At 62.4% G+C, this 22,192-nt stretch carries 19 protein-coding genes and 2 pseudogenes; 11 read left to right on the top strand and 10 right to left on the bottom strand.

Translation table 11 applies throughout. The features are described from left to right. The first annotated feature begins 53 nt into the window (after nucleotides 1–53). Nucleotides 54–794: a pentapeptide repeat-containing protein gene (locus KG722_RS09735; protein ID WP_213271525.1), complete on the top strand. Its 741-nt coding sequence runs from the start codon at nucleotides 54–56 to the stop codon at nucleotides 792–794. An 86-nt stretch (nucleotides 795–880) separates the two neighbouring features. Here KG722_RS09735 and aspS read toward each other — a convergent pair whose 3' ends face one another. Continuing rightward, nucleotides 881–2,704: an aspartate--tRNA ligase gene (aspS, locus tag KG722_RS09730; RefSeq protein WP_213271524.1), complete on the bottom strand. Its 1,824-nt coding sequence runs from the start codon at nucleotides 2,702–2,704 to the stop codon at nucleotides 881–883. A 97-nt stretch (nucleotides 2,705–2,801) separates the two neighbouring features. On the opposite strand from aspS, the gene rnd reads away from it, so the two are divergent. After that, nucleotides 2,802–3,821 carry a ribonuclease D gene (rnd, locus tag KG722_RS09725; RefSeq protein ID WP_300998347.1) on the top strand — a complete coding sequence of 340 codons (1,020 nt, stop codon included), beginning with the start codon at nucleotides 2,802–2,804 and terminating at the stop codon, nucleotides 3,819–3,821. Next, nucleotides 3,787–3,969, top strand: coding sequence for a hypothetical protein (locus KG722_RS15110; protein ID WP_300998346.1), 183 nt, complete (start codon nucleotides 3,787–3,789; stop codon nucleotides 3,967–3,969). The genes rnd and KG722_RS15110 overlap by 35 nt, the downstream gene beginning before the upstream one ends. Before the next feature lie 6 nt (nucleotides 3,970–3,975). Here the strand turns inward: KG722_RS15110 and KG722_RS09720 are convergent, their stop codons facing one another. From KG722_RS09720 to KG722_RS09705, 4 genes are all read right to left on the bottom strand, one after another. Next, nucleotides 3,976–5,463 carry a Ppx/GppA family phosphatase gene (locus tag KG722_RS09720; protein ID WP_213271523.1) on the bottom strand — a complete coding sequence of 496 codons (1,488 nt, stop codon included), beginning with the start codon at nucleotides 5,461–5,463 and terminating at the stop codon, nucleotides 3,976–3,978. Then, the gene (locus KG722_RS09715) at nucleotides 5,460–7,640 is read right to left on the bottom strand and encodes an RNA degradosome polyphosphate kinase (protein ID WP_213271522.1); all 2,181 of its coding nucleotides are present in this window, start codon (nucleotides 7,638–7,640) and stop codon (nucleotides 5,460–5,462) included. Before KG722_RS09715 ends, KG722_RS09720 begins: the two co-directional genes overlap by 4 nt. A 173-nt stretch (nucleotides 7,641–7,813) precedes the next feature. After that, the gene (locus KG722_RS09710; RefSeq protein ID WP_213271521.1) at nucleotides 7,814–8,167 is read right to left on the bottom strand and encodes a hypothetical protein; all 354 of its coding nucleotides are present in this window, start codon (nucleotides 8,165–8,167) and stop codon (nucleotides 7,814–7,816) included. A gap of 230 nt (nucleotides 8,168–8,397) precedes the next feature. Beyond that, complete coding sequence (locus tag KG722_RS09705) at nucleotides 8,398–9,417, bottom strand: hypothetical protein (RefSeq protein WP_213271520.1); 1,020 nt, start codon at nucleotides 9,415–9,417, stop codon at nucleotides 8,398–8,400. A 145-nt stretch (nucleotides 9,418–9,562) separates the two neighbouring features. Between KG722_RS09705 and purM the strand changes: the two genes are divergently transcribed. The 3 genes from purM to KG722_RS09690 are packed head-to-tail and all read left to right on the top strand — an operon-like array spanning nucleotide 9,563 to nucleotide 12,227. Further along, entirely contained in the window at nucleotides 9,563–10,591 is a 1,029-nt protein-coding gene (purM, locus tag KG722_RS09700; protein ID WP_213271519.1) for a phosphoribosylformylglycinamidine cyclo-ligase, read from the top strand. Next, nucleotides 10,588–11,175 carry a phosphoribosylglycinamide formyltransferase gene (gene purN, locus KG722_RS09695; protein WP_213271518.1) on the top strand — a complete coding sequence of 196 codons (588 nt, stop codon included), beginning with the start codon at nucleotides 10,588–10,590 and terminating at the stop codon, nucleotides 11,173–11,175. Before purM ends, purN begins: the two co-directional genes overlap by 4 nt. Before the next feature lie 29 nt (nucleotides 11,176–11,204). Continuing rightward, nucleotides 11,205–12,227 (top strand): NADP-dependent oxidoreductase, encoded by a 1,023-nt coding sequence (locus tag KG722_RS09690; RefSeq protein ID WP_213271517.1) that lies wholly within the window; start codon nucleotides 11,205–11,207, stop codon nucleotides 12,225–12,227. Nucleotides 12,228–12,233: 6 nt separating this feature from the next. Here the strand turns inward: KG722_RS09690 and KG722_RS09685 are convergent, their stop codons facing one another. The 3 genes from KG722_RS09685 to ndk form a co-directional block, all read right to left on the bottom strand. Further along, a complete protein-coding gene (locus tag KG722_RS09685) occupies nucleotides 12,234–12,659 on the bottom strand; it encodes a phage holin family protein (RefSeq protein WP_213271516.1) in 426 nt (141 codons plus the stop codon). Then, entirely contained in the window at nucleotides 12,659–13,015 is a 357-nt protein-coding gene (locus tag KG722_RS09680) for a hypothetical protein (RefSeq protein WP_213271515.1), read from the bottom strand. Before KG722_RS09680 ends, KG722_RS09685 begins: the two co-directional genes overlap by 1 nt. Nucleotides 13,016–13,302: 287 nt before the next feature. Beyond that, nucleotides 13,303–13,725 carry a nucleoside-diphosphate kinase gene (gene ndk / locus KG722_RS09675; protein ID WP_213271514.1) on the bottom strand — a complete coding sequence of 141 codons (423 nt, stop codon included), beginning with the start codon at nucleotides 13,723–13,725 and terminating at the stop codon, nucleotides 13,303–13,305. 211 nt (nucleotides 13,726–13,936) lie between these two features. Between ndk and KG722_RS09670 the strand changes: the two are divergent. Together KG722_RS09670 and KG722_RS09665 are read left to right on the top strand one after the other, a co-directional pair. Then, nucleotides 13,937–14,213, top strand: a pseudogene (locus KG722_RS09670) (zinc ribbon domain-containing protein YjdM). 238 nt (nucleotides 14,214–14,451) lie between these two features. After that, a complete protein-coding gene (locus tag KG722_RS09665) occupies nucleotides 14,452–15,069 on the top strand; it encodes a hypothetical protein (RefSeq protein ID WP_213271513.1) in 618 nt (205 codons plus the stop codon). A gap of 2 nt (nucleotides 15,070–15,071) precedes the next feature. On the opposite strand, the gene KG722_RS09660 is transcribed toward KG722_RS09665, so the two are convergent. After that, a complete protein-coding gene (locus tag KG722_RS09660) occupies nucleotides 15,072–15,542 on the bottom strand; it encodes a DNA polymerase III subunit chi (RefSeq protein ID WP_213271512.1) in 471 nt (156 codons plus the stop codon). Between the two features lie 91 nt (nucleotides 15,543–15,633). Next, nucleotides 15,634–17,106 (bottom strand): annotated as a pseudogene (locus KG722_RS09655) (leucyl aminopeptidase); the annotation flags it as partial. A gap of 115 nt (nucleotides 17,107–17,221) precedes the next feature. On the opposite strand from KG722_RS09655, the gene KG722_RS09650 reads away from it, so the two are divergent. The 3 genes from KG722_RS09650 (at nucleotide 17,222) to topA (ending at nucleotide 22,136) form a co-directional block, all read left to right on the top strand. After that, on the top strand, nucleotides 17,222–18,364 hold the full coding sequence (locus KG722_RS09650) for an LptF/LptG family permease (protein ID WP_213271510.1): 1,143 nt from the start codon (nucleotides 17,222–17,224) through the stop codon (nucleotides 18,362–18,364). Further along, nucleotides 18,364–19,485 carry an LPS export ABC transporter permease LptG gene (lptG, locus tag KG722_RS09645; RefSeq protein ID WP_213271509.1) on the top strand — a complete coding sequence of 374 codons (1,122 nt, stop codon included), beginning with the start codon at nucleotides 18,364–18,366 and terminating at the stop codon, nucleotides 19,483–19,485. Before KG722_RS09650 ends, lptG begins: the two co-directional genes overlap by 1 nt. Nucleotides 19,486–19,556: 71 nt before the next feature. Continuing rightward, entirely contained in the window at nucleotides 19,557–22,136 is a 2,580-nt protein-coding gene (gene topA, locus KG722_RS09640) for a type I DNA topoisomerase (protein WP_213271508.1), read from the top strand. The last annotated feature ends 56 nt before the right edge of the window (nucleotides 22,137–22,192 follow it).

Below are 22,192 nucleotides of genomic sequence, written 5' to 3'. Positions count from 1 at the left end.
TTCTTACTGTTTGTTCAGTTTAGAGTTTTCAGAATTGCCATTATCCAAGTCACATGTTCGCGCCACAAATGCGTCTTATCTCGCTGGCCGGTTTATTGACGGCCGTATTTGCCAACACAGCGTTGGCTCAGGGCCAGCCTGTAGCCTGGTCGCCAAGCTATGGCGGTGCCTGCGCAGAGTGTGACCTGTCGGGCCGCAATCTTGCCGGGTGGACGCTGAACGGGGCAAATTATTCCGGCGCGCGTTTTGACTATGCCTTCATGCGCGGTGTCCGGGCCACTGCTGTCAACATGCAGAACGCCAATGTAACCGGCGCGGATTTGCGCGGCGCGGACCTGACCAGCGCCCGCCTCGCCGATGCCGTGTTCAACAATGCCCGCATGCAGGATGTGCTCGCTTCGGGCGCAGACTTCAGTCGCGCGCGCATGCAGGGCGCTAATCTCGAAAAGGCCCGCCTGATCGGTGTGAACTTCAAAGGCGCGACCCTGCTGTTTGCCCGCCTTGAGACCGCTGACCTTTCAGGCGCCAACTGCACCGATACAGTCCTCGACCGCGCCAACCTGCGCGGCACGATCTTCGACGGCGCCAACCTCACAGAAGCCAGCTTCACCGGCGCTGACCTGACCGACGCGTCCTTCCGGGATGCCCGCCTGCCAGGGGCTGATCTTACAGGCGTCACAGGCGCAGAGTCGGCTGATTTCGCTGGCGCCTGCGGCTCGCTCACAACGCGCTTGCCCGCCGGGATCAGCCTTGCGATGTGCGACACGCAGACAATCATCGCGAAAGCTGATTGAGCGGCTCCTGAAATACCGACAAACGAAAACCGCCGGGCTCATCACCCGGCGGCCTTGTTTTCAGCCATGACGGTTGAGTGTGCGGCCTACGCCTTCACGACCGGCGCAAGGCGGATGTTGAGTTCCTTGAGCTGTCGCTCGTCCACGGGGCTCGGCGCGCCCATCAGAAGGTCGCGGGCCTGCTGGTTCATCGGGAACAGGATCACGTCGCGCAGCGAGTCCGTCTCCGCCAGGAGCATGACGATCCGGTCTACGCCCGGCGCAATGCCGCCGTGCGGGGGGGCGCCATAGCGAAACGCATTCAGCATCCCGCCAAACTTCGCCTCGACCACTTCCGGGCCATAGCCGGCCAGTTCGAACGCTTTGAGCATCACATCCGGACGGTGGTTCCGGATGGCGCCGGACGAGAGCTCCACACCGTTACAGACGATGTCGTACTGGAACGCCTTGAGGTCGAGCTGCTTCTCAACCGTGTCAGCCGCGAGCAGCGCCTCCATGCCGCCTTGAGGCATCGAGAACGGGTTGTGGCTGAAGTCTACCTTCTTGTTGTCTTCATCCCACTCATACATCGGAAAATCGACAATCCAGCAGAAGCGGAAGATGCCTGGCTCAATGATGCCGAGCTCCTCGCCCACCCGGATTCGCGCCTGGCCCTGCAGTTTCACGGCAGCCGTCTTGTCGCCAGCGGAGAAGAAGAGGGCGTCGCCCGCCTTCACGCCGGCCGTCTTGGCCAGTGCGGCCAGCGCGGCCGGCTCGAAGAACTTCGCAATCGGGCCCGTTGCCGTCAGCGCGCCGTTTTCTTCAACGAAACGCATATAGCCAAGCCCCGGCGCCTGCATTTCCTTTTTCGCCCAGGCATCCATCTTGTCGAAGAACGAGCGCGGCTGTTCGGCTGAATTCGGCGCCGGGATAGCGCGCACGATGCCGCCACCGCCGACGATCTTCTTGAACACGGCCAGCGTCACGTCATCGCGCATCATGATGTCGGAGACATCCGAGCACAGGATCGGGTTGCGCAGGTCCGGTTTGTCGACGCCGTATTTCAGCATGGCTTCTGCGTAAGGAATGTGCGGGAACGCACCTTCAGCAACCTTGCGGCCTTTGCCTTCCCAATCGGCAAACTCCTCGAACACGCCGCGCATGACAGGCTCAATCGAATTGAACACGTCGTCCTGCGTCACGAAGCTCATCTCGATATCGAGCTGGTAGAATTCACCCGGCGAGCGGTCGGCGCGGGCATCTTCATCCCGGAAGCAGGGCGCGATCTGGAAGTAGCGGTCAAAACCCGACACCATCAGCAGCTGCTTGAACTGCTGGGGCGCCTGAGGCAGCGCGTAGAACTCGCCCGGATGTAACCGGCTCGGCACGAGGAAGTCGCGCGCGCCTTCCGGGCTGGAGGCTGTCAGGATCGGCGTCTGATATTCGGTAAAGCCCTCAGCCACCATGCGGCGGCGCAGGCTCGCGATCACCTGGCTGCGCAGGATCATGTTCTTGTGCAGCTGCTCGCGGCGCAGGTCCAGGTACCGGTGCTTGAGACGGATTTCTTCAGGATATGAGTGATCACCAAAGACCGGCATCGGCAGTTCGGCCGCTTCGGACTGGACCGAGACCGCACCGCCAACGACTTCGATCTCGCCTGTGCCGAGATTCGCGTTCACGAGTTCCGCGTCACGGGCGACGACCTTGCCCTCAACCGTGATGACACTCTCGGCGCGCAGGCGCTCGACCGTCGCAAAGCCCGGAGAGCCGGGATTGAAGACAATCTGGGTGAGCCCGTAATGATCGCGCAGATCGATGAACATCACCCCGCCATGGTCCCGGCGGCGGTGCAGCCAGCCTGAAATCTTTACGGTTTCTCCCACATGGGACTTGCGCAGCTCGCCGCAGGTATGGGTGCGATAGGCATGCATCGGGCGAAATCTCCGGAAAATCGCTGAATCAGAAAGAAGCGGCGTAGGGCACAGACCCCCTCGCCTTTGTCAAGTTGGTGCGATAAGCGCTCAAGGGATGACTGACAACACCCTGACCCCCATAACAGAGCAGTCCGCACTGGAAGATCTGTGCGGCGCGCTCTCCGAATCCGACTTCGTCTGCGTGGACACCGAATTCCACCGGGAGACAACCTACTGGCCCGAGCTGTGCCTCATTCAGGCGTCCGCCCCCGGCGTGGAAGGCCTGATAGACCCGCGCGCCGAAGATCTTGATATCCGGCCGTTTCTCGACCTGATCGCCTCAGACCGCCAGACCAAGGTGTTCCACGCTGCCCGCCAGGACATCGAAATCTTCAATCGCCTGATCGGCCATCCGCCCGGACCGGTGTTCGACACCCAGGTCGCCGCCATGGCGCTGGGCTTTGGCGATTCGATTTCCTACGACAATCTGGTCCAGCGCGTCCTGCGCAAGCATATCGACAAATCCAGCCAGTTTACCGACTGGATGCGCCGCCCGCTCAGCCAGAAACAGCTGGTCTACGCGCTGGGCGACGTAACCCATCTGCGCGACGCCTACCTCAAAATGCGCGATGAGCTGGAAAATACCGGCCGCATGAACTGGGTGCGCGAGGAAATGGCCGAACTCGAAGACCCGGCCACCTATGACACCGACCCCATGAACGCCTGGCAGCGCCTGAAACTGCGCATGCCCAAGAAGGACTATGCCGCCATCGTGGTGGCCGTCGCCGCCTGGCGCGAACGCACCGCGCAGGAACTCGACAAGCCCCGCCGCCGCATCCTCAAGGATGACGCGATCCAGGAAATCGCCGCCCAGAAGCCGCGCTCGGAAGACGACTTCAACCAGCTGCGCGCCGTCCCCAACGGCTTTATCCGGTCCAAACATGGCCAGGGCCTGGTCGACGCCATCAAGGAAGCCCTCGCCAATCCGGATGCTTTCGCGCCCGAGCTCACCCGCCCGGTCCAGAACGCCCAGATCCCGGCCGGCGCGCCCGAACTGCTCAAAGGTGCTGCTGAAACACGTCTCGGACGAAAACGATGTCGTGCCGCGCCTCATTGCCAATTCCAGCGATATTGACCGGATCGCCCGCGGCGAGACCAGCGAAGACATCGCTGCGATGACGGGCTGGCGCTACGAGATGTTCGGCAGGAAGGCGATCGCGCTTCTCTCCGGCAAGCTTGCCGTTTCGTTTAATGGTGGTCAGGTCCGCCTGTTCGACGTCTGAGCCAGCCTAGCGAACAAGGGTGGCGTGCTTCAGCCGCAGCATGCCGGCGGCCTGGGAAAAGCGGCGCTCGACGGTTTCCGAAATCAGATTGGCGTCGCGCCGGTGCACCTTGAGTGTCAGTGTATCCCCTTCCAGATGCAGTGACGCGCGCTGCAGGATCGGACCCGACCTTCCGGAGAAGACTGCGCCCAGGCGCATGAGCAAGCCTATCTGTTTTGCTCGCTCAGCCTGCTGCTCGGTTGTCAGCATGATATGCTCACCCGGACGCTTGAAGTCCTTTTCGTACCGGCATCCGATGGCATGGGCGATCATCGCCCGCTCGGGATGGGTCACCCCCAGATAGGGCGCGCGCAGGGCCTGATCATACGCCATCGCGGCGCGGTGGTCGGGATGGAAGCGGCCGGCGCTGTCGGCCATCATGCAGGCGGCTTTCTCGATGCGAACATCTGCAGCCGGTGACCCGAACAGGTCATTCTGGGGCACCAGCGCGGGCGAGATGAATTCGTGCAGCGCCCGACCGAAGGCGATCTGGTTGTGATCGAGCCGTGCATAGGCAATGATCCCATCGGTCAGCGGATCATCAAGGGTCATCTCCAGAAGGTCGTGAAGCACGCCTTCACGAACGCCCGCAGCGGAAATCGTTACGCCTTCCAGAGCACTATGGGTCAGGATTTCCTCGATGAGGATGGCCGCCATCGGGAAGTGCTTCGCGCGGCGCTTGTCTATTGCCTCGATTTGCTGACGCGCGGCGGCATTGGTCAGCGAATCGATGCAGAGCTTGGCCGCGCGGGCCACCTGCCCGTCATTGATCTGAAAGCCCTGCAGCACTTGCAACGGATACTTGTCCATTTCCATGACCAGCCGGCCGAACGCGCGCCATGCTCCGCCCACGGCATAAAATCTTCCTTTCGCGCCGATCAGTGCGTCGCTGGTCTTCAGCGTATCCCGGATGCGTTTGCGCAATTCCTTGGGATCGCTGACGATGTCGCCGAGCGCAAGCGGCCCCAGCATCAGGCTTTCGCCGACCTCTGGACCCTTCTTCAGCCCAATCCGCTTAAACTCAAGGCTTGATCCCCCCAGATCCCCAATCAGGCCGACCGGATCATGGATGCTCAGGTCCACGCCGCGCGCAGATAGCCGCGCCTCATCTTCCCCGCTGAGCAGCCTGACCGGCACCCCCAGAATCTTGCCTGCCTGTTTGAGGAAAGCGTCGCCATCGCTTGCCATGCGCACAGCAGCCGTTGCGACAGCCTGATATGTTTCAACGTTCAGCGCCCTGAGGATGGCACGGTAACGGCTCAACGCCTTGAGCGCTGCCTCGACGCCCCTTGGCGACAGGTGCCCAGACCTGGGCACCCCTTCGCCGAGGCCCGCCATAACCTTTTCATTGAAGGTCTGCAGGATGGAGGCGCCCATCACCTCGCAAATCACAAGGCGCACCGAGTTGGACCCGATGTCGATAATGCCCGCCAGCCTGGACTTCGGGAAACTCATTTCGGATGGGTCTCACGGTAGGAAAGCCTCGGCGGCAGGCTGACTTCCAGCGCGCTTCCTCGGCCGGAAAGGCTGGGATTGTCCATGAAATATCCGTGCGCTGAAAAAGCCGTTTCCGGGGAAGCTGCCTTGAGCCGCTCATAACTGCCGTCCGGATGCATCAGCCAGGTCTGGCGTTCATCATTGAGATTGGCCACCATGATCTGGTTGAGAACCTGCCGGTGAACTGTTGGATTGAAGAGGGGAACAAGAACTTCCACGCGCCGCATAAGATTACGCGGCATCCAGTCGGCCGAAGAGAGAAACACTTTTGCATTCGCGGAAGGCAATGCCTCGCCATTGGCAAAGCAGATGATCCGGGAATGTTCAAGAAAGCGACCGACGATACTCTTTACCGTGATATTGTCCGAAACGCCGGGAATGCCCGGGCGCAGGCAACAGATACCGCGCACAACCAGCACCACTGGCACACCTGCCTGGCTCGCCTTGTAAAGCGCATCGATCACATCGGGATCTACCAGACTGTTCATCTTCGCCCAGACCCCGCTGGGTTTCCCTTTGCGTGCAGCCTGCGTCTCAACATCAATCATGTCGATCAACTGCTTTTTCAGCGTTACCGGCGACATCCCGATCGTCTCGAAAGCAGGTGCCACTTCAGGCGGCTCGCGATACGCGGTCACATAGTTGAACAGACGGTTGGCGTCCCGCCCAAGCGCCTGATCGGCCGTGAACAGGGAAAGGTCCGTATAAATCCGCGCATTGACCGGATGATAGTTGCCCGTTCCATAGTGCGTGTACGTGCGAAGGTCATTGCCTTCCCGGCGAACGACCAGCGATACCTTTGCGTGCGTCTTGTACTCGATGAAGCCGTAGACAACCTGGACACCTGCCCGCTCCAGGTCACGCGCCAGCCGCAGGTTCGCCTCTTCGTCGAAACGTGCCTTGATCTCGACCAGCGCAGTCACCGTCTTGCCGGACTCCGCCGCCTCGATCAAGGCGCCGACGATGGGGGAATTCACAGTTGTCCGGTAAAGGGTCTGCTTTATCGCCACAACCTGCGGGTCGGCCGCCGCCTGGCGCACGAATTCGACCACAACATCGAAGCTTTCAAACGGGTGATGAATGAGGATGTCCTTGGCACGAATGGCCGCAAAAATATCCCCGCCCATTTCCCGGACACGTTCAGGATAGCGGGGCTCATATGCCGGGAACAGCAGCTGCGGCTGGTCATCGACAATGAGCTCCGAGAGCCGCGCCATACCAAGAATGCCGTCATATAGAACAATATCGGAAGGTTCTGCCCCGATTTCACGCATGATGAAATGGCGCAGTTTTTCAGGCGCGCTCGACTGCATCCGTAGGCGGACGATACGGCCACGCCGGCGCTGTTTCAGCAGAACTTCAAACTCACGGATAAGATCTTCAGACTCTTCCTCGATCTCGATATCGCTGTCGCGCACGATCCGGAACAGACACCGCCCCGCTTCCTTGAAGCCCGGAAAAAGCGCGCCCAGGAACATCCCGATGACATCCTCCAGGGCAATGAACCGGATGCCGGGCTTGGTGCCTGTCTGCAGACGGATGAAGCGCCGCACAAAGGTTGGCATCGGCACGATACCCACCTGTCCCTCGCCGCCGGTTTCTGACTCCAGGTCAAAGGCAATCGTGAAGCCGAGATTGGGAATAAACGGAAACGGATGCGCCGGATCGACCGCAAGCGGCGTCAGGATCGGAAAGATGTTGGCGGTGAAGTATTCTTCGATTTCGCCGCGTTCCTTGCGCGTCAGATCGCGCGGCTCCAGCACATGGATGCCCTTTTCCTCCATCTCGCCTTTCAGCTTGCGCCACTGTTCCTGCTGGGCCGCGATCAGCTTCAGCGCCGCTGCTTCAATCTCGGCCACCTGCTGGGCCGGCGTCAGTCCGTCAAGGCTCAGCCTGGTCACGCCCGCGCGCACCTGCTCGCGCAGGCCCGCATAGCGCACCATGTCGAACTCATCGAGGTTGCTCGCCGAAATCGACAGGAAGCGCAGACGCTCGAGCAGCGGGTGGTCGGCGTTGTTGGCTTCGTCCAGCACACGCTGGTTGAACTGCAGCCAGGAAAGCTCCCGGTTCAGGAATCGCTGCGGGGAAGACATGATCTGTCTGACTGCACGCTGCTGCTGTTGCCCGTCCGGCATCGCTCACCCCTGGTCCGGCGCCCGGCTTTCAGCCTGCGCCCTCATCTTCTTCGCGGTCTTCATCCAATCCTTCAAGCACCAGGCGGGCAAGCGCCAGCCCCGGTGCCTTCCCGGCCATGCTCACTGCCCCGCTCAGCCTGTCCATGAGGGTCTCGATTGCCTCATAGGAAAGGTCAATACGCGGCGACGAGGTAATTGATCGTCTCTGGCGACAGTTTCATGAAGCGCCGGGCGGCTGCGGCCCGAAGCCGCGCCCTGAGATGGGCTTCATCCGGCTGGCCGATTTCAACCACCGGCATGGAGTTGAGCCGCGAACGAAGGTCTGCGATGCCGGTTCGCCACGCCGCAGGGCCAGTATGCGCCACCAGCAGCAACCGCCCGCCCTTGGCCGCCACCATATTGTAGAACAGCAACAGCGGCTCATCCCGCTTCACAACAATCATGTCCACATCGTCCAGCGCTACATGCGCTCCAGCCAGCGCGTCGAGCGCGCCGAGTTTCAGGCCGGTGAAGTCCTGCGACGTCAAATATTTCCCACCAAACCGGCCAGCCCAAGCCTGCGCAAGGTAGCTCAGCCCGCACCGGATTGGGCCGGTTAGGCATAGGGCGTGGGTCGCCCAGGCTGCCGGGCGAGACGCCAGACCGATGGCGGCTTCGTTCGGCCCACCCCTGATCAACCCGCCCCAGTGCGCATCAGGCGCCGGGAAAGACAGCAGCGGCTGGCCCGGACCGTCCTGCGATCCGCCGGTCTCTGACGTCACTGGATGCCGGTCGTGGTTACAGCCGATCGCAGGGTCAGCTTGCCATCTTCCTGGCTCAGGCTCACGCCGCGCTGAACCAGGTCGCTGCGCAGGCGGTTTTCATCACCGGCATACGCAAAGGAGACAAGCGCGCCTTCCCTTGCAACGGCTTTGGTGCGGAAGTCTGAAACCAGCGGCGAGCGGGCGAGCGCGCCGCGCAGCGTGTTCCACTCGGCTAGCGAAGTATAGCGCACCGACGCATCCACTCTCGTCCGGCTGCCATCGCGCACGATGGATGCCTCTTTCCAGCTCTCGCCCAGAAGGGTTGTCACGGCTTTGGCCGCGTCCGTCAGGCTGGCTGCCGGCGGGGTTGCGCCAACCGGCTCATTTCCGGCGGCGGTTACAGAAGAGACAACCACGCGCCAGGCGCCGTCGCGTCCCTGCAGCTCCGCAATCAGGGCCCGGCGGGCGTTCAGGGGCACGGCCTCTGCCGAAATTTCAGACCAGGAGCTGTAGGCCGAGTAGAAATTGCCGCTCGCTGTAACGTAGGGCGCGAGCGCGCCATTGTTGCGTTCTTCAAAGGCGGCCCGCCACGCATCTGCGGCAGATGCCGTCGTGGTTACCGGAACCATGAGCGCCAGAGGGGCCTGACTGTCGAGATAGGGAACATTCAGCGAGTCCAGATGCGCGCGCACCATCTGCGGGTTCAGCACGACCGCCAGCTTGCCGCGATACCGGCCTGCGCCGGCCGTTTCTTCCTGCACGTCGACGGCTGCCGTAAGGCGGGACGCCAGCGCCCCGTCAACCGGGATGCCGCCTGCGGCGCTCCGGTCGGAAGCGAGCGTAATCTTGCTGATCAGGGCCCGCGCCGCAGCGACCCGGGCAGACGCCATGGCCGCTTCGCGCGCCTCAATGACAGTCGCGGCCTGCTGGTCCACCTCAATGTCGCGGATCGTGTAGACATCGCGCGTGTCGGCCAAAGCCATTGGCGCAGCAGCGAAAATCACGAGCGCGGCGGCAATAATCCATCGAATCATGGGGGGTGAACTCCTTGTCGGTCTTTCTTCTAGCAACCCTGCCCGCTGGCGGAAACCGGCTGCTTCACTTCCGATCCTTCACTGGAACTCGGGCCATCGTCATGCTAACGCGCCGATTCAGGTAAACTGAGGGGCCACAATTCCAATGAACACGCCGTCCAAGACGCCTCTCTCTTATCGTGACGCGGGTGTCGATATTGAGGCAGGCGAGCGCCTCGTAGACGCAATCTCTCCGATGGCCAAGGCCACCGCCCGCGCCGGTGTGATGGGCGGCCTCGGCGGATTTGGCGCGCTGTTCGATCTTAAAGCAGCCGGTTTCAACGACCCGATCCTGGTGTCGGGCACAGACGGCGTCGGCACCAAGCTGATGCTCGCCTTCGAAACCGGCATCCACAACACCGTTGGCATCGATCTGGTCGCCATGTGCGCCAATGATGTGCTGGCGCAGGGCGCCGAGCCGCTGTTTTTCCTCGACTATTTCGCCACCGGCAAGCTCGAGGGCGGCATCGCAGAAGCCGTCATTGCCGGCATCGCAGAAGGCTGCCGCCGCTCGGGCTGCGCCCTCGTCGGCGGCGAAACCGCTGAAATGCCCGGCATGTATCCCCCCGGCCATTATGACCTGGCCGGCTTTGTCGTCGGCGCGGTGGACCGCGACAAGGTACTCCCCCGCATGGGCGACATGAAACCCGGCGACACGCTGATCGGCATCGCCTCCTCCGGTCCCCATTCCAACGGCTACTCGCTGATCCGCCGCATCGTGGAACGCGAGGGCCTCTTCTATGGCGGCCCCTCGCCCTTCTCCAGTTCCGAGACGCTGGGCGAAGCCCTCCTGACACCGACCCGCCTTTATGCGCCGCTCGTGATGCCGCTGATCCGCTCGGGTCGCATCAAAGGCCTCGCCCACATCACCGGCGGCGGCATCACCGAGAACACGCCCCGCATGTGTCCCGACAGCCTCGTCCCGCGCATCGACCGCGCCGCCTGGACCCCGCCCCCGGTCTTCCAGTGGCTGCAGGACGCCGGACAAGTCGATCTTGAAGAAATGCACCGTACCTTCAACATGGGCATCGGTCTTGTCCTCGCGGTTGCGCCCGAACAGGCAGACGCGGTCATGGCAGACCTTAAGGCTGCCGGCGAAGACCCGCGCCTCCTCGGTGAGCTTGCCAGCGCATGACGCGCCTCAATCTGGCGATCCTGATTTCAGGGCGCGGCTCCAATATGGAGGCGCTGCTGAGCGCGGCTGAAGACCCCGCCTATCCGGCAAAACCGGTGCTGGTTGCCTCCAATCGCCCCGACGCCAAAGGCCTCCAAACCGCTTCCGCTGCCGGCATCCCCACTCTCACCATCGACCACAAGCTCTATGGCAAGGACCGTGAAACCTTCGAGCGCGCGCTGGACAAAGCGCTGACAGATGCCGGCACAGAGATCATCGCGCTGGCCGGTTTCATGCGCGTGCTCACCTCCTGGTTCGTGACGCGCTGGGAAGGCCGGATGATCAACATCCACCCGTCCCTCCTGCCCAGATACAAAGGCCTCGACACCCACCAGCGCGCCATCGACGCCGGCGACGCAGAAGCGGGCTGCACCGTCCACTGGGTCAGCGCAGGGGTCGATGAAGGCGAGATTATCGCGCAGGCCGCTGTGCCGATCCTGCCGGGCGATACCGCCCAGACGCTCGCCGCCCGCATCCTGCCGGAAGAACACAAGCTTTACCCCCGCGCCCTTGCGCTGGCGTGCGAGAAGATAAAAACTGCCTGAAATCAAAAGGGTTGGGAGGCCCCGAATCCATGAGCGAACTCCAGCAGATCGTCCTCGCCCAGTATTGCGACGGCCCGCCAAAATCCTCCGACTTCCGCCTGGAAACCCAGCCCCTTCCAGAGCCCAGGGACGGCCAGTTCCGCGTAGCGCATGTCTGGTGCTCGGTTGATCCCGGCACACGCTCGCGCCTGTCTGGCGGCGATAGCTATGCAGCTGCCCTGCCGCTCGGCAAACCCATCGACGGCTTCAGCGCAGGCATCATTGATGCCTCCGGCCATCCGGACTGGCCGGTTGGCACGAAGGTGTTCTGCGCGGGGGGATGGAAGACCCATTCGGTCCAGTCCGGCAAAGGCTTCATCGGCAAGGTTATGGATGTTCCGGGCGTGCCGCTTTCGGCCTGGATCGGCGTGCTCGGCGTGCCGGGGCTGACAGCGTGGTTTGGCATGAAAGACGTGGCGCGCTTCAAGCAAGGCGACGCCGTTCTCGTCACCTCCGCCGCGGGCCCTGTAGGCGCCACTGCAGGACAGCTCGCCAGGGCCTGGGGCGCTTCGAAAGTTGTAGGCGTCGCCGGCAGCGATGAGAAATGCCGCTGGCTGGTCTCCGAAGCCGGGTTTGACGCAGCGATCAACTACAAGACGGCGCGCGATCTTTCCGGCGCGATTTCGGCGGAGTTTCCCAACGGGGTTGATATCCTGTTCGACAATGTGGGCAATGCGATGGTCAACGCCGTGCTGCAGCTGATGGCGCTGAACGGGCGGATCTGCATTTCGGGTCAGGTGGCCGATTACAACCTGAAACCGGAGGAAACGCCGGGCATTGTCCACACCAAACCCTTCATCACCCACCGGGTGAACATGCAAGGGCTGGTGGTTTTCGATTTTGCGCGCGGTTTCCCCGAGGCCCTTGGGTCCATGGCGCAAATGATCGCTTCCGGCGGCCTGAAAACTCAGGAAGAGCGCTTTGAGGGCATCGCGGCGATGCCCGAAGCCTTCTGTGGACTTTTCCGGGGGGAAAATACCGGCCGGCGCGTCGTGAAGGTTGGCGCCGAATAACGGGGATCAGGCGTCGCCATCCTCCTCATCGCCCTTTCCGAGCAGGCTGGAGAGGATCAGGCCGGCAATGGCGGCGATCACCAAGGCCTGTTTACCGCCGCCTTCGCCGCCTGTCAGGGCAGACAGAATCTGAGCCTGCGTGTCCTGACGCGCCCTTGCAGCTGCCTCTTCGGCGCGCTTGTCGGCGTCATTCTTGAGCGACACGAAGAGGAGGATAAGTCCTGCCATCAGGGCAAAGCCGAGGGCGATGAAAGCCGCCGTGGCCCAGGGGCTCATCCGTTCGGCCAGGAACAGGGCAAGCGCCAGAACTGCAGCAATATAAGCGGTCAGCAGCATCGCCCCGACCACGGCAAGGGTGCCAAGGCCCCTGATGCCGCGGTTCACCTGTACCTCGACATGGCTCTGCAAAAGGGAGGACAGGAAAGACAGCATCAGCGGCGGATCAGCAGCGAAGCGATGAAGCCGGCGCCAAAGGCGATCAGCAGGGTTTGCAGGGGATTGGCGCGGGTCTCTACCCACAGCGTCTTCTCCAGCGAAGCGGCCTGTTTGTGGATCTGTTTCAGCGCGCGGCGGGCATCGCGGAGGATTTCCTCACTTAGCTCTTCTGCAGTGGTTGCTGCAGATTTCGCAGCGTCTTCGACCTTCGCCCCAACGTCTGCCTTTTCAGCCTCTGCCTTTGCGGCGAGGGCCAGCATGATCTCATCGACCTCGGCGCGCAGCGCGGCCAGGCGGGCCTCAAGGTCTTCGGCGCCGTGTTTTAATTCGGTATTTTTTGGCGTTTTGGACATGGGACGGGTTACCTGAATCTCTGGTCTGATACGTGTCTTATCAGGCCGGGATTGTAGGGCCATGAAGGGTAAGGGGCCAATTAATCATGATCTGAAAGGAAGGGTTTACGGATTCCAGCCGTTTCAGACCCCCGCAAAATGTCGCCAAACCGGTGCCAGCGGGTACAAATCCGTCGCCAATTCCGGCCAGATCCGGCCAGATCCGGCCACTTCCGGACACGAAAAAGCCGGAGGCGGGCGTCCCTGCCTCCGGCTCTGATCCGGTGCCCGAAGGCAACCAGATTTGGTCAGCTCGTGAGATCCGCCTCGGAGAAGAACTGCGCGATTTCGAGCGCGGCGTTCTCGGCCGAGTCCGAACCATGGACCGAGTTCTCGCCGATCGACTTGGCGAACAGCTTGCGGATGGTGCCTTCGGCCGCGTCGGCAGGGTTGGTGGCGCCCATCACTTCGCGGTACTTCGTTATGGCGTCTTCCGCTTCGAGAACCTGAACGACGACCGGGCCGGAGATCATGAAGTCGACCAGCTCGCCGAAGAAGGGGCGCGCGGAATGGACGGCGTAGAAACGCTCGGCCTGGGCGCGGGTCATCTGAATGCGGCGCTGGCCGATGATGCGCAGACCGGCTTTCTCGATCACGGCATTGATCGCGCCGGTAAGGTTACGCTCGGTGGCGTCGGGCTTGATGATGGAAAAGGTGCGCTGCACGGCCATGAGGAGCTTCCTGTAGTCTTTTGATGTTTGCGGGGATTTGCGCGGCCTATAGCGGCGCGGCGTCGCCGGGGCAAGCGCCGATAGGCGCCCTTGCGCACGGGGAAGCCAGGGCGTAGGGCGGCCTTTTTCCACAAGCGAAACCCTGGCGGCCATGAGCGACCTTCCCCCCTGCCCCAAATGTGGCTCTGGCCTGACCTGTTAAGACGGCGCTCTGCTGGTCTGCCCCGAATGCGCCCATGCATGGACGCCGGGGCGAGACGGCAGCGGACGGGCCGAAGGTTGTCAGGGACCCGGTCGGCAACCCGCTCGCCGATGGCGACACGGTGACGGTGATCAAGGACCTGAAAGTGAAGGGCTCATCGCTGGTCGTGAAGCGTGGCACGAAGGTCAAGAACATCCGCCTTGTGGAGGGCGATCACGACATCGACTGCAAGATCGACGACGTCGGCGCGACGGGGCTTAAGTCGGAGTTTGTGAAGAAGGTTTGAGGGCATCAACTTGTAGACGCACTCAGATATGCAATGTTTCTCTTATGAAACACGTGTCGGAAAAATCGCATAAATCAGGCGCTGTGGCGCGTGATTCACGAAGCGGGCAGTTCGTCCAACTGAAGGACGGGCGTAAGCTTGTGGTTCCGCCATCGGGTGGGACGCTGACCAAGCGCGCTATTCGTGATGCTGTCACTGCGGTCGTATCACAACGCAGCAAAAGCGCTTAAACTTTCGGATGCCGACCTACTCACGTTCGGTCTTCATCAATTGCCCCTTTTCAGATGACTTCGCGCCAATGTTCCGCGCGATGGTATTTGCTGTGGTAGATTGCGGATACGAACCTCGCTGCGCTCTGGAAACCAACGATGGTGGACAAATCCGCTTACAGAAGATTGAGGCAATCATAGAACAATCGAAGTTCGGCATCCACGATCTCTCGAATATGGAACTGGATGAGAAAAATTTCCTACCCCGGTTCAACATGCCGCTAGAGCTTGGGCTGTTTCTCGGTGCCCGAAGATTTGGCTCCGGCACCCAAAAAGATAAACGGCTGATAATTTTGGATAAGGAACCACATCGCTACAAGATCGCGATGTCCGACATATCTGGCCGGGATATCAGCCACCACAGCGGAGACCCAGGCGAAGCTATCCTTTGCATACGGGATTGGCTCAAAACCGTCTCACGCCGCAAAAACATACCGGGCGCGAAGTATATCGTCGAAAGATACCAACGTTACGAAATAGATCTTCCGGAAATCTGCAAACTGCTAAAGTATGATGCAGATACACTGATATTCAACGACTTGTGGGAAACCATGGTTGAATGGCAAAAAGCCAATCTTGAGAGCTAGAATCAAAGTCCCGCCTCTTTCCAGCCGCCCCGTTCCGTCTGCTGAAAATAGCGCGTTACGAGCCCAGCGTCCTTGGCAGCCTTGAACTGACCGCGCGCCTTGTTGCGGGTGGCGGTGTCGGCGTCCTCGAACATCACCATGCAACGCTTGAAAGCCGCGTCGACCGGCGCCTCGACCCCGTCCATCAGCATCAGGGCGTCGGCGTTGTTGGTATTGGCGAGCTTGGCCGACAGCAGCACCGGCTGGCGCGTCACATCGAGCCCCGGCGCGTCGGCCTGGCCATGTGGCAGGAAGGATGCATCGTCAAAGGTCCAGAGCACGGCGTCGAGCCTGGCGAGGCGCTCGGCGCGCGAAGATACGGCGAGCACCCGCCACCCAACCTCAAGGCATTTCTGGAGGAGCGGCGCGGCCGCCTCCTCCAGCGCGCTGCGCGAGAGATGGTAGAACCACCATTCGGGGGCTGCTGGCTGCATGCTCAACCCTCTCTCCGCTTACCCCCGCAAAGGCGGGGCTCTGGTATGGCCGGTCGAGACCCCCGCTTGCGCGGGGGCTCTCGGGAATGTGTCAGGCCTCGTAGTTGTCCACGATCCAGCGGCTGAGCAGGCGCGGGCCATAGCCCGAGGCCCAGCTAGGATCGGTCGGGGCTTTTTCGCCTTCGACCCAGGCAACGCCCGCGATATCGATATGCGCCCAGCGCACGCCGTCCTTGATGAAGCGCTTGAGGAACTGCGCCGCCGTGATCGAGCCGGCGGCGCGGCCGCCGATGTTACGCATGTCGGCGAACTTCGACTTGATCAGCGCGTCGTATTCCGGGCCCATCGGCAGGCGCCACACGCGCTCGCCTTCGGCCATGCCCGCCTTGGTCAGCTCTTCGGCAAGGTCATCATCATTGCAGAAGAGGCCGGCATGATGGTGGCCGAGGGAAATGACGATCGCGCCGGTCAGCGTGGCAAGGTCGACGATGGCCTTCGGCTTGTAATGCTCCTGAGCGTACCAGAGCACGTCACACAGGACGAGGCGGCCTTCGGCGTCGGTGTTCTGGACTTCGATGGTCTGACCCGAAGCCGAGCGGAGGATGTCACCGGGGCGGATGGCATTGCCATCGGGCATGTTTTCCACAAGGCCGATAAGGCCGACGACGTTGACCTTGGCTTTGGCCTGGGCGAGCGCGCGCATCGTGCCCGTGACAGCCGCCGCGCCGCCCATGTCGCCGCGCATTTCTTCCATGCCGGGGCCGGGCTTGAGCGAGACGCCGCCGGTGTCAAAGCAGACGCCCTTGCCGACGAGGATGACCGGATCTTCGCCCGGCTTGCCGCCATTCCATTTCATGATGCCAAGCTGGCTTTCCTTGACCGAGCCCTGGCCGACGCCAAGCAGCGCGCCCATGCCGAGCTTGGCCATCTGCTTCTCGCCGAGGACTTCAACCTCGATGCCGAGAGAAGAAAGTTCCCTGATCTTCTCGGCAAAGCTTTCCGGGTGAAGGTCGTTGGGCGGCATGTTGACGAGGTCGCGCGCCAGATAAGTGCCGTCGGTGGCCGCGTCGAGCAGGGCGTAAGCGGCCCTGGCGGCCTTGGGATCGTCGCAGACGAGCGTGAGGCTCGAGAGACTGGGCTTCTGGTCGGGCTTCAGCTTGGTGAAATAGGTATCGAACCGGTAGGCCGCGAGCTTGGCGCCGGCGGCCACCCGGGCGGCCTCTTCGGCGGTGTGGGCCGCGATGGAGGCCGATTTGAAGCCGGAGGAGGCAAAGCCCTTCACGAAATGGGCGCCGATATTCTCCATGGCGCGGGCGTCCCGCTTCTTGGGCTTGCCGCCGCCGACGATGACGGCGCGGCGGGCGTCAGCCCCCTTGGGCAGAACCGCTGACACCAGCTGGCCGGTCTTGCCATCAAAGCGGCCGCCGTCGATCGCCTCGGAAAGGAGGCCGCCGGTGGCCTTGTCGAGCGCTTCTGCGCTGCCGGGCAGACCTGCCCCCTCATCGGCGATGAAGGCGGCGATGTCAGCCTTTGCGGCGTCTGCGAATGTAATCTTCATGTGTGGAAACTCCGTTTGGAGCGGAAACTAAGCATCGACGCGCCAAGCGCAACTCGTTAGCTAATGAATTGCTGCCAATTCCGGTTTGGCTTCTGAACGCTAGAGTGCCCGCACCCCTTTCATGACGAAGATCCAGCTGCATCTCTTCAAGCAGGTCGTGCAGGCCGTGCTGATCATTGTCGGCAGTCTGGTGATGGTCGCCCTGCTGGCGCAGGGGCTGTCGCGCACCGATCTGATTCTCGAAAACCGGCAATCGGCGATCACCTATTTCTACATCGTCATGCTGGGATCGCCCCAGGTGATCGCCCTGTTGCTGCCGCTGGCATTGTTCGTGGCGGGAGTCTGGTCGCTCAACCGCATCCACAAGGATTCGGAGATTGTCGTGGCGCAGGCCGCAGGCATGACACGCTGGCAGGTGGCTTCGCCGGTCCTGCGGCTCGCAGTCGTTTGTATGGTGGTGCATCTGGGGGTGAACCTCTGGGTCCAGCCGATGTCGCAGCGGGCGATGCGTGAAGCCGTCGCCGAAGCCCGGGCAGACCTTGCCGCGGCCGTGTTCCGGGCGGGCCAGTTCACGTCGAATGGCGAGCGGCTCACATTTTATGCGCGCGATCAGGTCGGCGGCGAGCTGCGCGGGGTGCTGATTTCGGACATGACCGATCCGGACTTCCCGACCGACATCCTCGCCCGTTCAGCCGCGCTCGTCTCCGTGGACGGGCGCCCGACCCTGCTGCTGCGCGACGCGCTCAGCCAGCAGCTCGACGCCAACCAGCAACTCTCGGTGCTGGAGTTTGACCAGTACATGTTCGACCTGACAGACTTCATGAAGGAAGATTCCGAGCTGATCCTCAAGGCTTCGGACAAATTCCTGCACGAGCTCATCTTTCTGGACCGGAAGAACTACTTTGAAAACAAGGAAGCCGACGGCTTCATCGCAGAGGCGAACGCGCGCCTCACATCTCCGATGCTCAACATCGTGATGGCGCTGCTGGCGATCTATGCGGTGCTGGGCGGGGATTTCAGCCGGCAGGGCTATTCCCGGCGGATCGGGATTGCGACATCGGGCGCGATCCTTGTTCTGGTGGTGCATCTGGCGCTGCAGTCTGCTGCGTCGGATGATCCGGGCCTGAATGCGGCGCTCTGGGCTGTGCCCCTGCTCACCGGCGGCACACTCGCCTGGATCTATTTCGGGCGCGGGGCCCGGATCGGCCGCAAACAGGCCGTGACCCAGCCAAGACCCGATTACGTTCCCGGAGCGCGCGCCTGATGCCGCTCTTCTCGAGCATCCAGCGCTATATCCTGCGCGAATGCCTCTCGGGGCTGGCGCTGGTGCTGGGCATCCTGCTGCTGGCGATCATGATGATCGACGTGGTGGAGCAGCTGCGCACGGTCGGCGGGGATGTGCAGATCACTCTTCTGGACGCGCTGCGGCTGTCGCTGATGAAGCTGCCGATGATCGTCGAGCAGACCCTGCCCTTTGCGCTGCTGGCGGCGACGATGATGGCGTTCACCCGCCTGAACCGGCGCTCGGAGCTCTCGATCATCCGGGCCAGCGGGCTTTCGGCCTGGCGCTTCCTGACGCCGGTGATCGTGCTGGGCGTGGTTCTGGGGCTCTTTTCGTCCCTTGCGCTAAACCCCTTTGCGGCGCGCCTGACCCAGTCTTTCGAGGCGGAACGGGCGCGGCTGCTGAATATCGGGCGGCAAACGGTGGCGGTGGCCGATACCGGCGTCTGGCTGCGCCAGGGGGATGATGCCAGCCAGTATGTGATCCATGCAAGGCGGGTAGAGGATGGCGGGCGCACCCTGCTGGACGTCAAGATCATCGAGGAACAGCGCCTTTATAATGGCCGCCAGCCGACCAATGACTTTGCCTTCGTGCGCCGGATCGATGCAGAACGCGCCGTCCTGAATGACGGGTTCTGGCAGCTGGAAAACCTGGTCGAGAACCTGCCCAACCAGGTGCCGGAGCGGCGGGAGACCCTGGCGCTGCCGACCACGCTGGACGCCGTTCGCCTGCTGGACGAGTTTGCCTCGCCCGGCACGATCGGGTTCTGGGACCTGCCCCGCTTCATTACGGAGACGAGAGCAGCGGGCCTCGATACGTCGCGCTACCGGATGCGGCTGCTGCAACTGACCGCGACGCCGGTGCTTTTCACGGCCATGGCGCTGATCGGGGCGCTCGCCTGCCTGCGCCTGCAGCGGCTTGGGGGCACCTCAAGGCTTCTGGCAACGGGGGTTCTGGCGGCCATCGGGCTTTATTTCTTCACGCAGTTTTCCTCAAGCCTCGGGGCCACCGGGGCTGCGCCGGCTGCGGTGGCTGCATGGTCTCCGCCCCTGTTTGTGCTGTTCGTCAGCCTCGCCTTCATCGCCTACCGGGAAGATGGCTGAAACCGCAGCGGCCTTGACAGCCCCTGCCGTGGCAGACCATCTCTGCCGCCCTTGAAGAGGTGGACCCCCGCATGAAGCTTGTCGTCGTCGAGTCTCCGGCAAAGGCCAAAACGATCAACAAGTACCTGGGCAAGGACTATAAGGTCCTCGCTTCCTACGGGCATATCCGCGATTTGCCGTCGAAAAACGGCTCGGTTGACCCTGAAAACGACTTTGAGATGGTCTGGGAAGCCGATGCCAAGTCCGCAAAGCGTATTTCCGACATCGCCAATGCCCTCAAGGACGCCGACACGCTGATCCTGGCGACCGACCCTGATCGCGAGGGCGAGGCCATCTCCTGGCACCTGATCGAGGCGCTGAAGAAGCGCCGGGCCCTGAAAAAGGACATGGCGGTCGAGCGCGTGGTGTTCAACGCGATCACCAAGAGCGCCGTGACCCAGGCGATGGAGCACCCCCGCAAGCTCGATGAGGAACTCGTCGACGCCTATCTCGCCCGCCGGGCGCTGGACTATCTCGTCGGCTTCAACCTTTCGCCCGTTCTCTGGCGCAAGCTGCCGGGTTCCCGCTCGGCCGGCCGCGTCCAGTCGGTTGCCTTGCGCATCGTCTGCGACCGGGAAAACGAGATCGAGAGCTTCCGGCCTCAGGAATACTGGAACATTGCCGCCGAACTGCGCGCGCCCGATGGCTCCCATTTCGAGGCCCGGCTGCATTCTCTGGATGGCGAGACGCTGAAGAAGTTCACCCTCAGCAACAAGGGGGAGGCCGACCGCGCGCTGGAGATCGTCAAGGTAGGCGGCTATTCGGTCACCTCGGTTGAAGCCAAGCCGGTCAAGCGCAACCCGCCCCCGCCCTTCATTACCTCGACGCTGCAGCAGGAAGCCAGCCGCAAGCTCGGCTTCTCCGCCAAGCGCACCATGCAGGCCGCCCAGAAGCTCTACGAGGAAGGCCGCATCACCTATATGCGTACCGACGGGGTCAACATGGCCGAGGAGGCCTATGTCGCCGCCCGCACCATGATCCAGTCGAACTATGGCGCGCGCTACCTGCCGGAAAATACCCGGCGCTATTCCTCCAAGGCAAAGAACGCGCAGGAGGCCCACGAAGCTGTCCGCCCCACCGACTTCAATCTGCGCCCGGAAGACTATCACGGCGACGGAGACCTGAAGAAACTCTACACGCTGGTCTGGCGCCGGGCTGTCGCGTCCCAGATGGAAACCGCCCTGTTCGAGCGCACCACCATCGACCTGACCTCCAAGGACAAGCGCGCCGCCCTGCGCGCCACCGGCCAGGTGCTGGTGTTTGACGGCTACATCAAGCTCTACGCCGAAGGCCATGACGCCGGCGATGATGATGAGGACGCCGAAGGCCGCCTGCCGAAAATGGCAGAAGGTCAGCATTCTGACCTTCTTAAGGCTGACGCCAACCAGTCCTTCACCCAGCCGCCCCCGCGCTATACCGAAGCCTCACTCGTCAAGCGGCTGGAAGAACTCGGCATCGGCCGTCCCTCGACCTACGCCTCCACCCTCTCCACCCTGGAAGACCGCGGCTATGTCCGCATCGAGGGCAAGGCGCTGGTGCCGGAGGATAAAGGCCGGCTCGTCACCGCCTTCCTTGAAAACTTCTTCAGCCGCTATGTGGAGTATGACTTCACGGCGGGCCTGGAAGAAAAGCTCGACGTCATCTCCGATGGCAAGCTCGACTGGAAAGTGTTCCTGCGCGAATTCTGGCAGCAGTTTGCCGCCGACATCGACGGCACAAAGGACCTTCGTGTCTCTGCCGTGCTCGACGCGCTGAACGAGGCGCTGGGCGCCTATGTATTCCCGCGCCAGGACGCGGACGGCAACACCATCGAGAACCCGCGCCTCTGCCCGCTGTGCAAAGAGGGCGAGCTGTCGATGAAGCTCGGCAAGTTCGGCGCCTTTGTCGGCTGCTCGCGCCACCCTGAATGCAAGTACACCCGCCAGTTTTCCTCCGAGGGCGGAGATTCGGCCATCAGCCCGGACGGCAACGAGCTCGGCCTGCACCCGGATACGGGCGCGATGATCTTCCTCAAATCCGGCCGCTTTGGCCCGTATGTGGAAATGGCCAATGGCGAGAAGCCCAAGCGGGCAAGCCTTGCCAAGGCAGACAATGCCGCCGAGCTGACGCTCGACCGCGCGGTCGAGCTGCTCAGCCTGCCGCGCGAAGTTGGCCCCCACCCGGAAGATGGCGAGATGATCCTCGCCAATTTCGGCCGCTTCGGCCCCTATGTTCAGCATGGCAAGACCTATGCGAACCTCAAGGACCCGCGCGACGTGTTCACCATCGGCGTCAACCACGCTGTCTCGCTGATCGAGGACAAGAAAGCCCGCGGCTCGGCCCGCGGCGGTGCGGCCGCGCTCAAATCCCTCGGCGACCACCCCGATGGCGGCGCCATCGAAGTCTTCGAGGGCCGCTATGGCCCCTACGTAAAATGGGGCAAGGTCAACGCCACCCTGCCCAAGGAAATCACGCCTGACAGAGTGACGCTGGACCAAGCCATCGACCTCGTGAATGCCAAGGGCGGCGCCGCCAAGAAGAAGGCGCCGGCAAAGAAAGCGGCGGCCAGGAAGCCAGCCGCGAAGAAAGCTGCGCCAAAGAAGAAGGCGGCAGCGAAAAAGGCTGAGGAATAGCCATTCACCCTCCCTTCAGCTTCCCTCTGCGCGTATGCGGAGGAAGTTGACCGGAG

It is taken from the genome of Hyphomonas sp. (genome assembly GCF_018402285.1).
Classification (GTDB): Bacteria; Pseudomonadota; Alphaproteobacteria; order Caulobacterales; family Hyphomonadaceae; genus Hyphomonas.
This window is presented reverse-complemented; position numbering and strand designations above follow the sequence as displayed.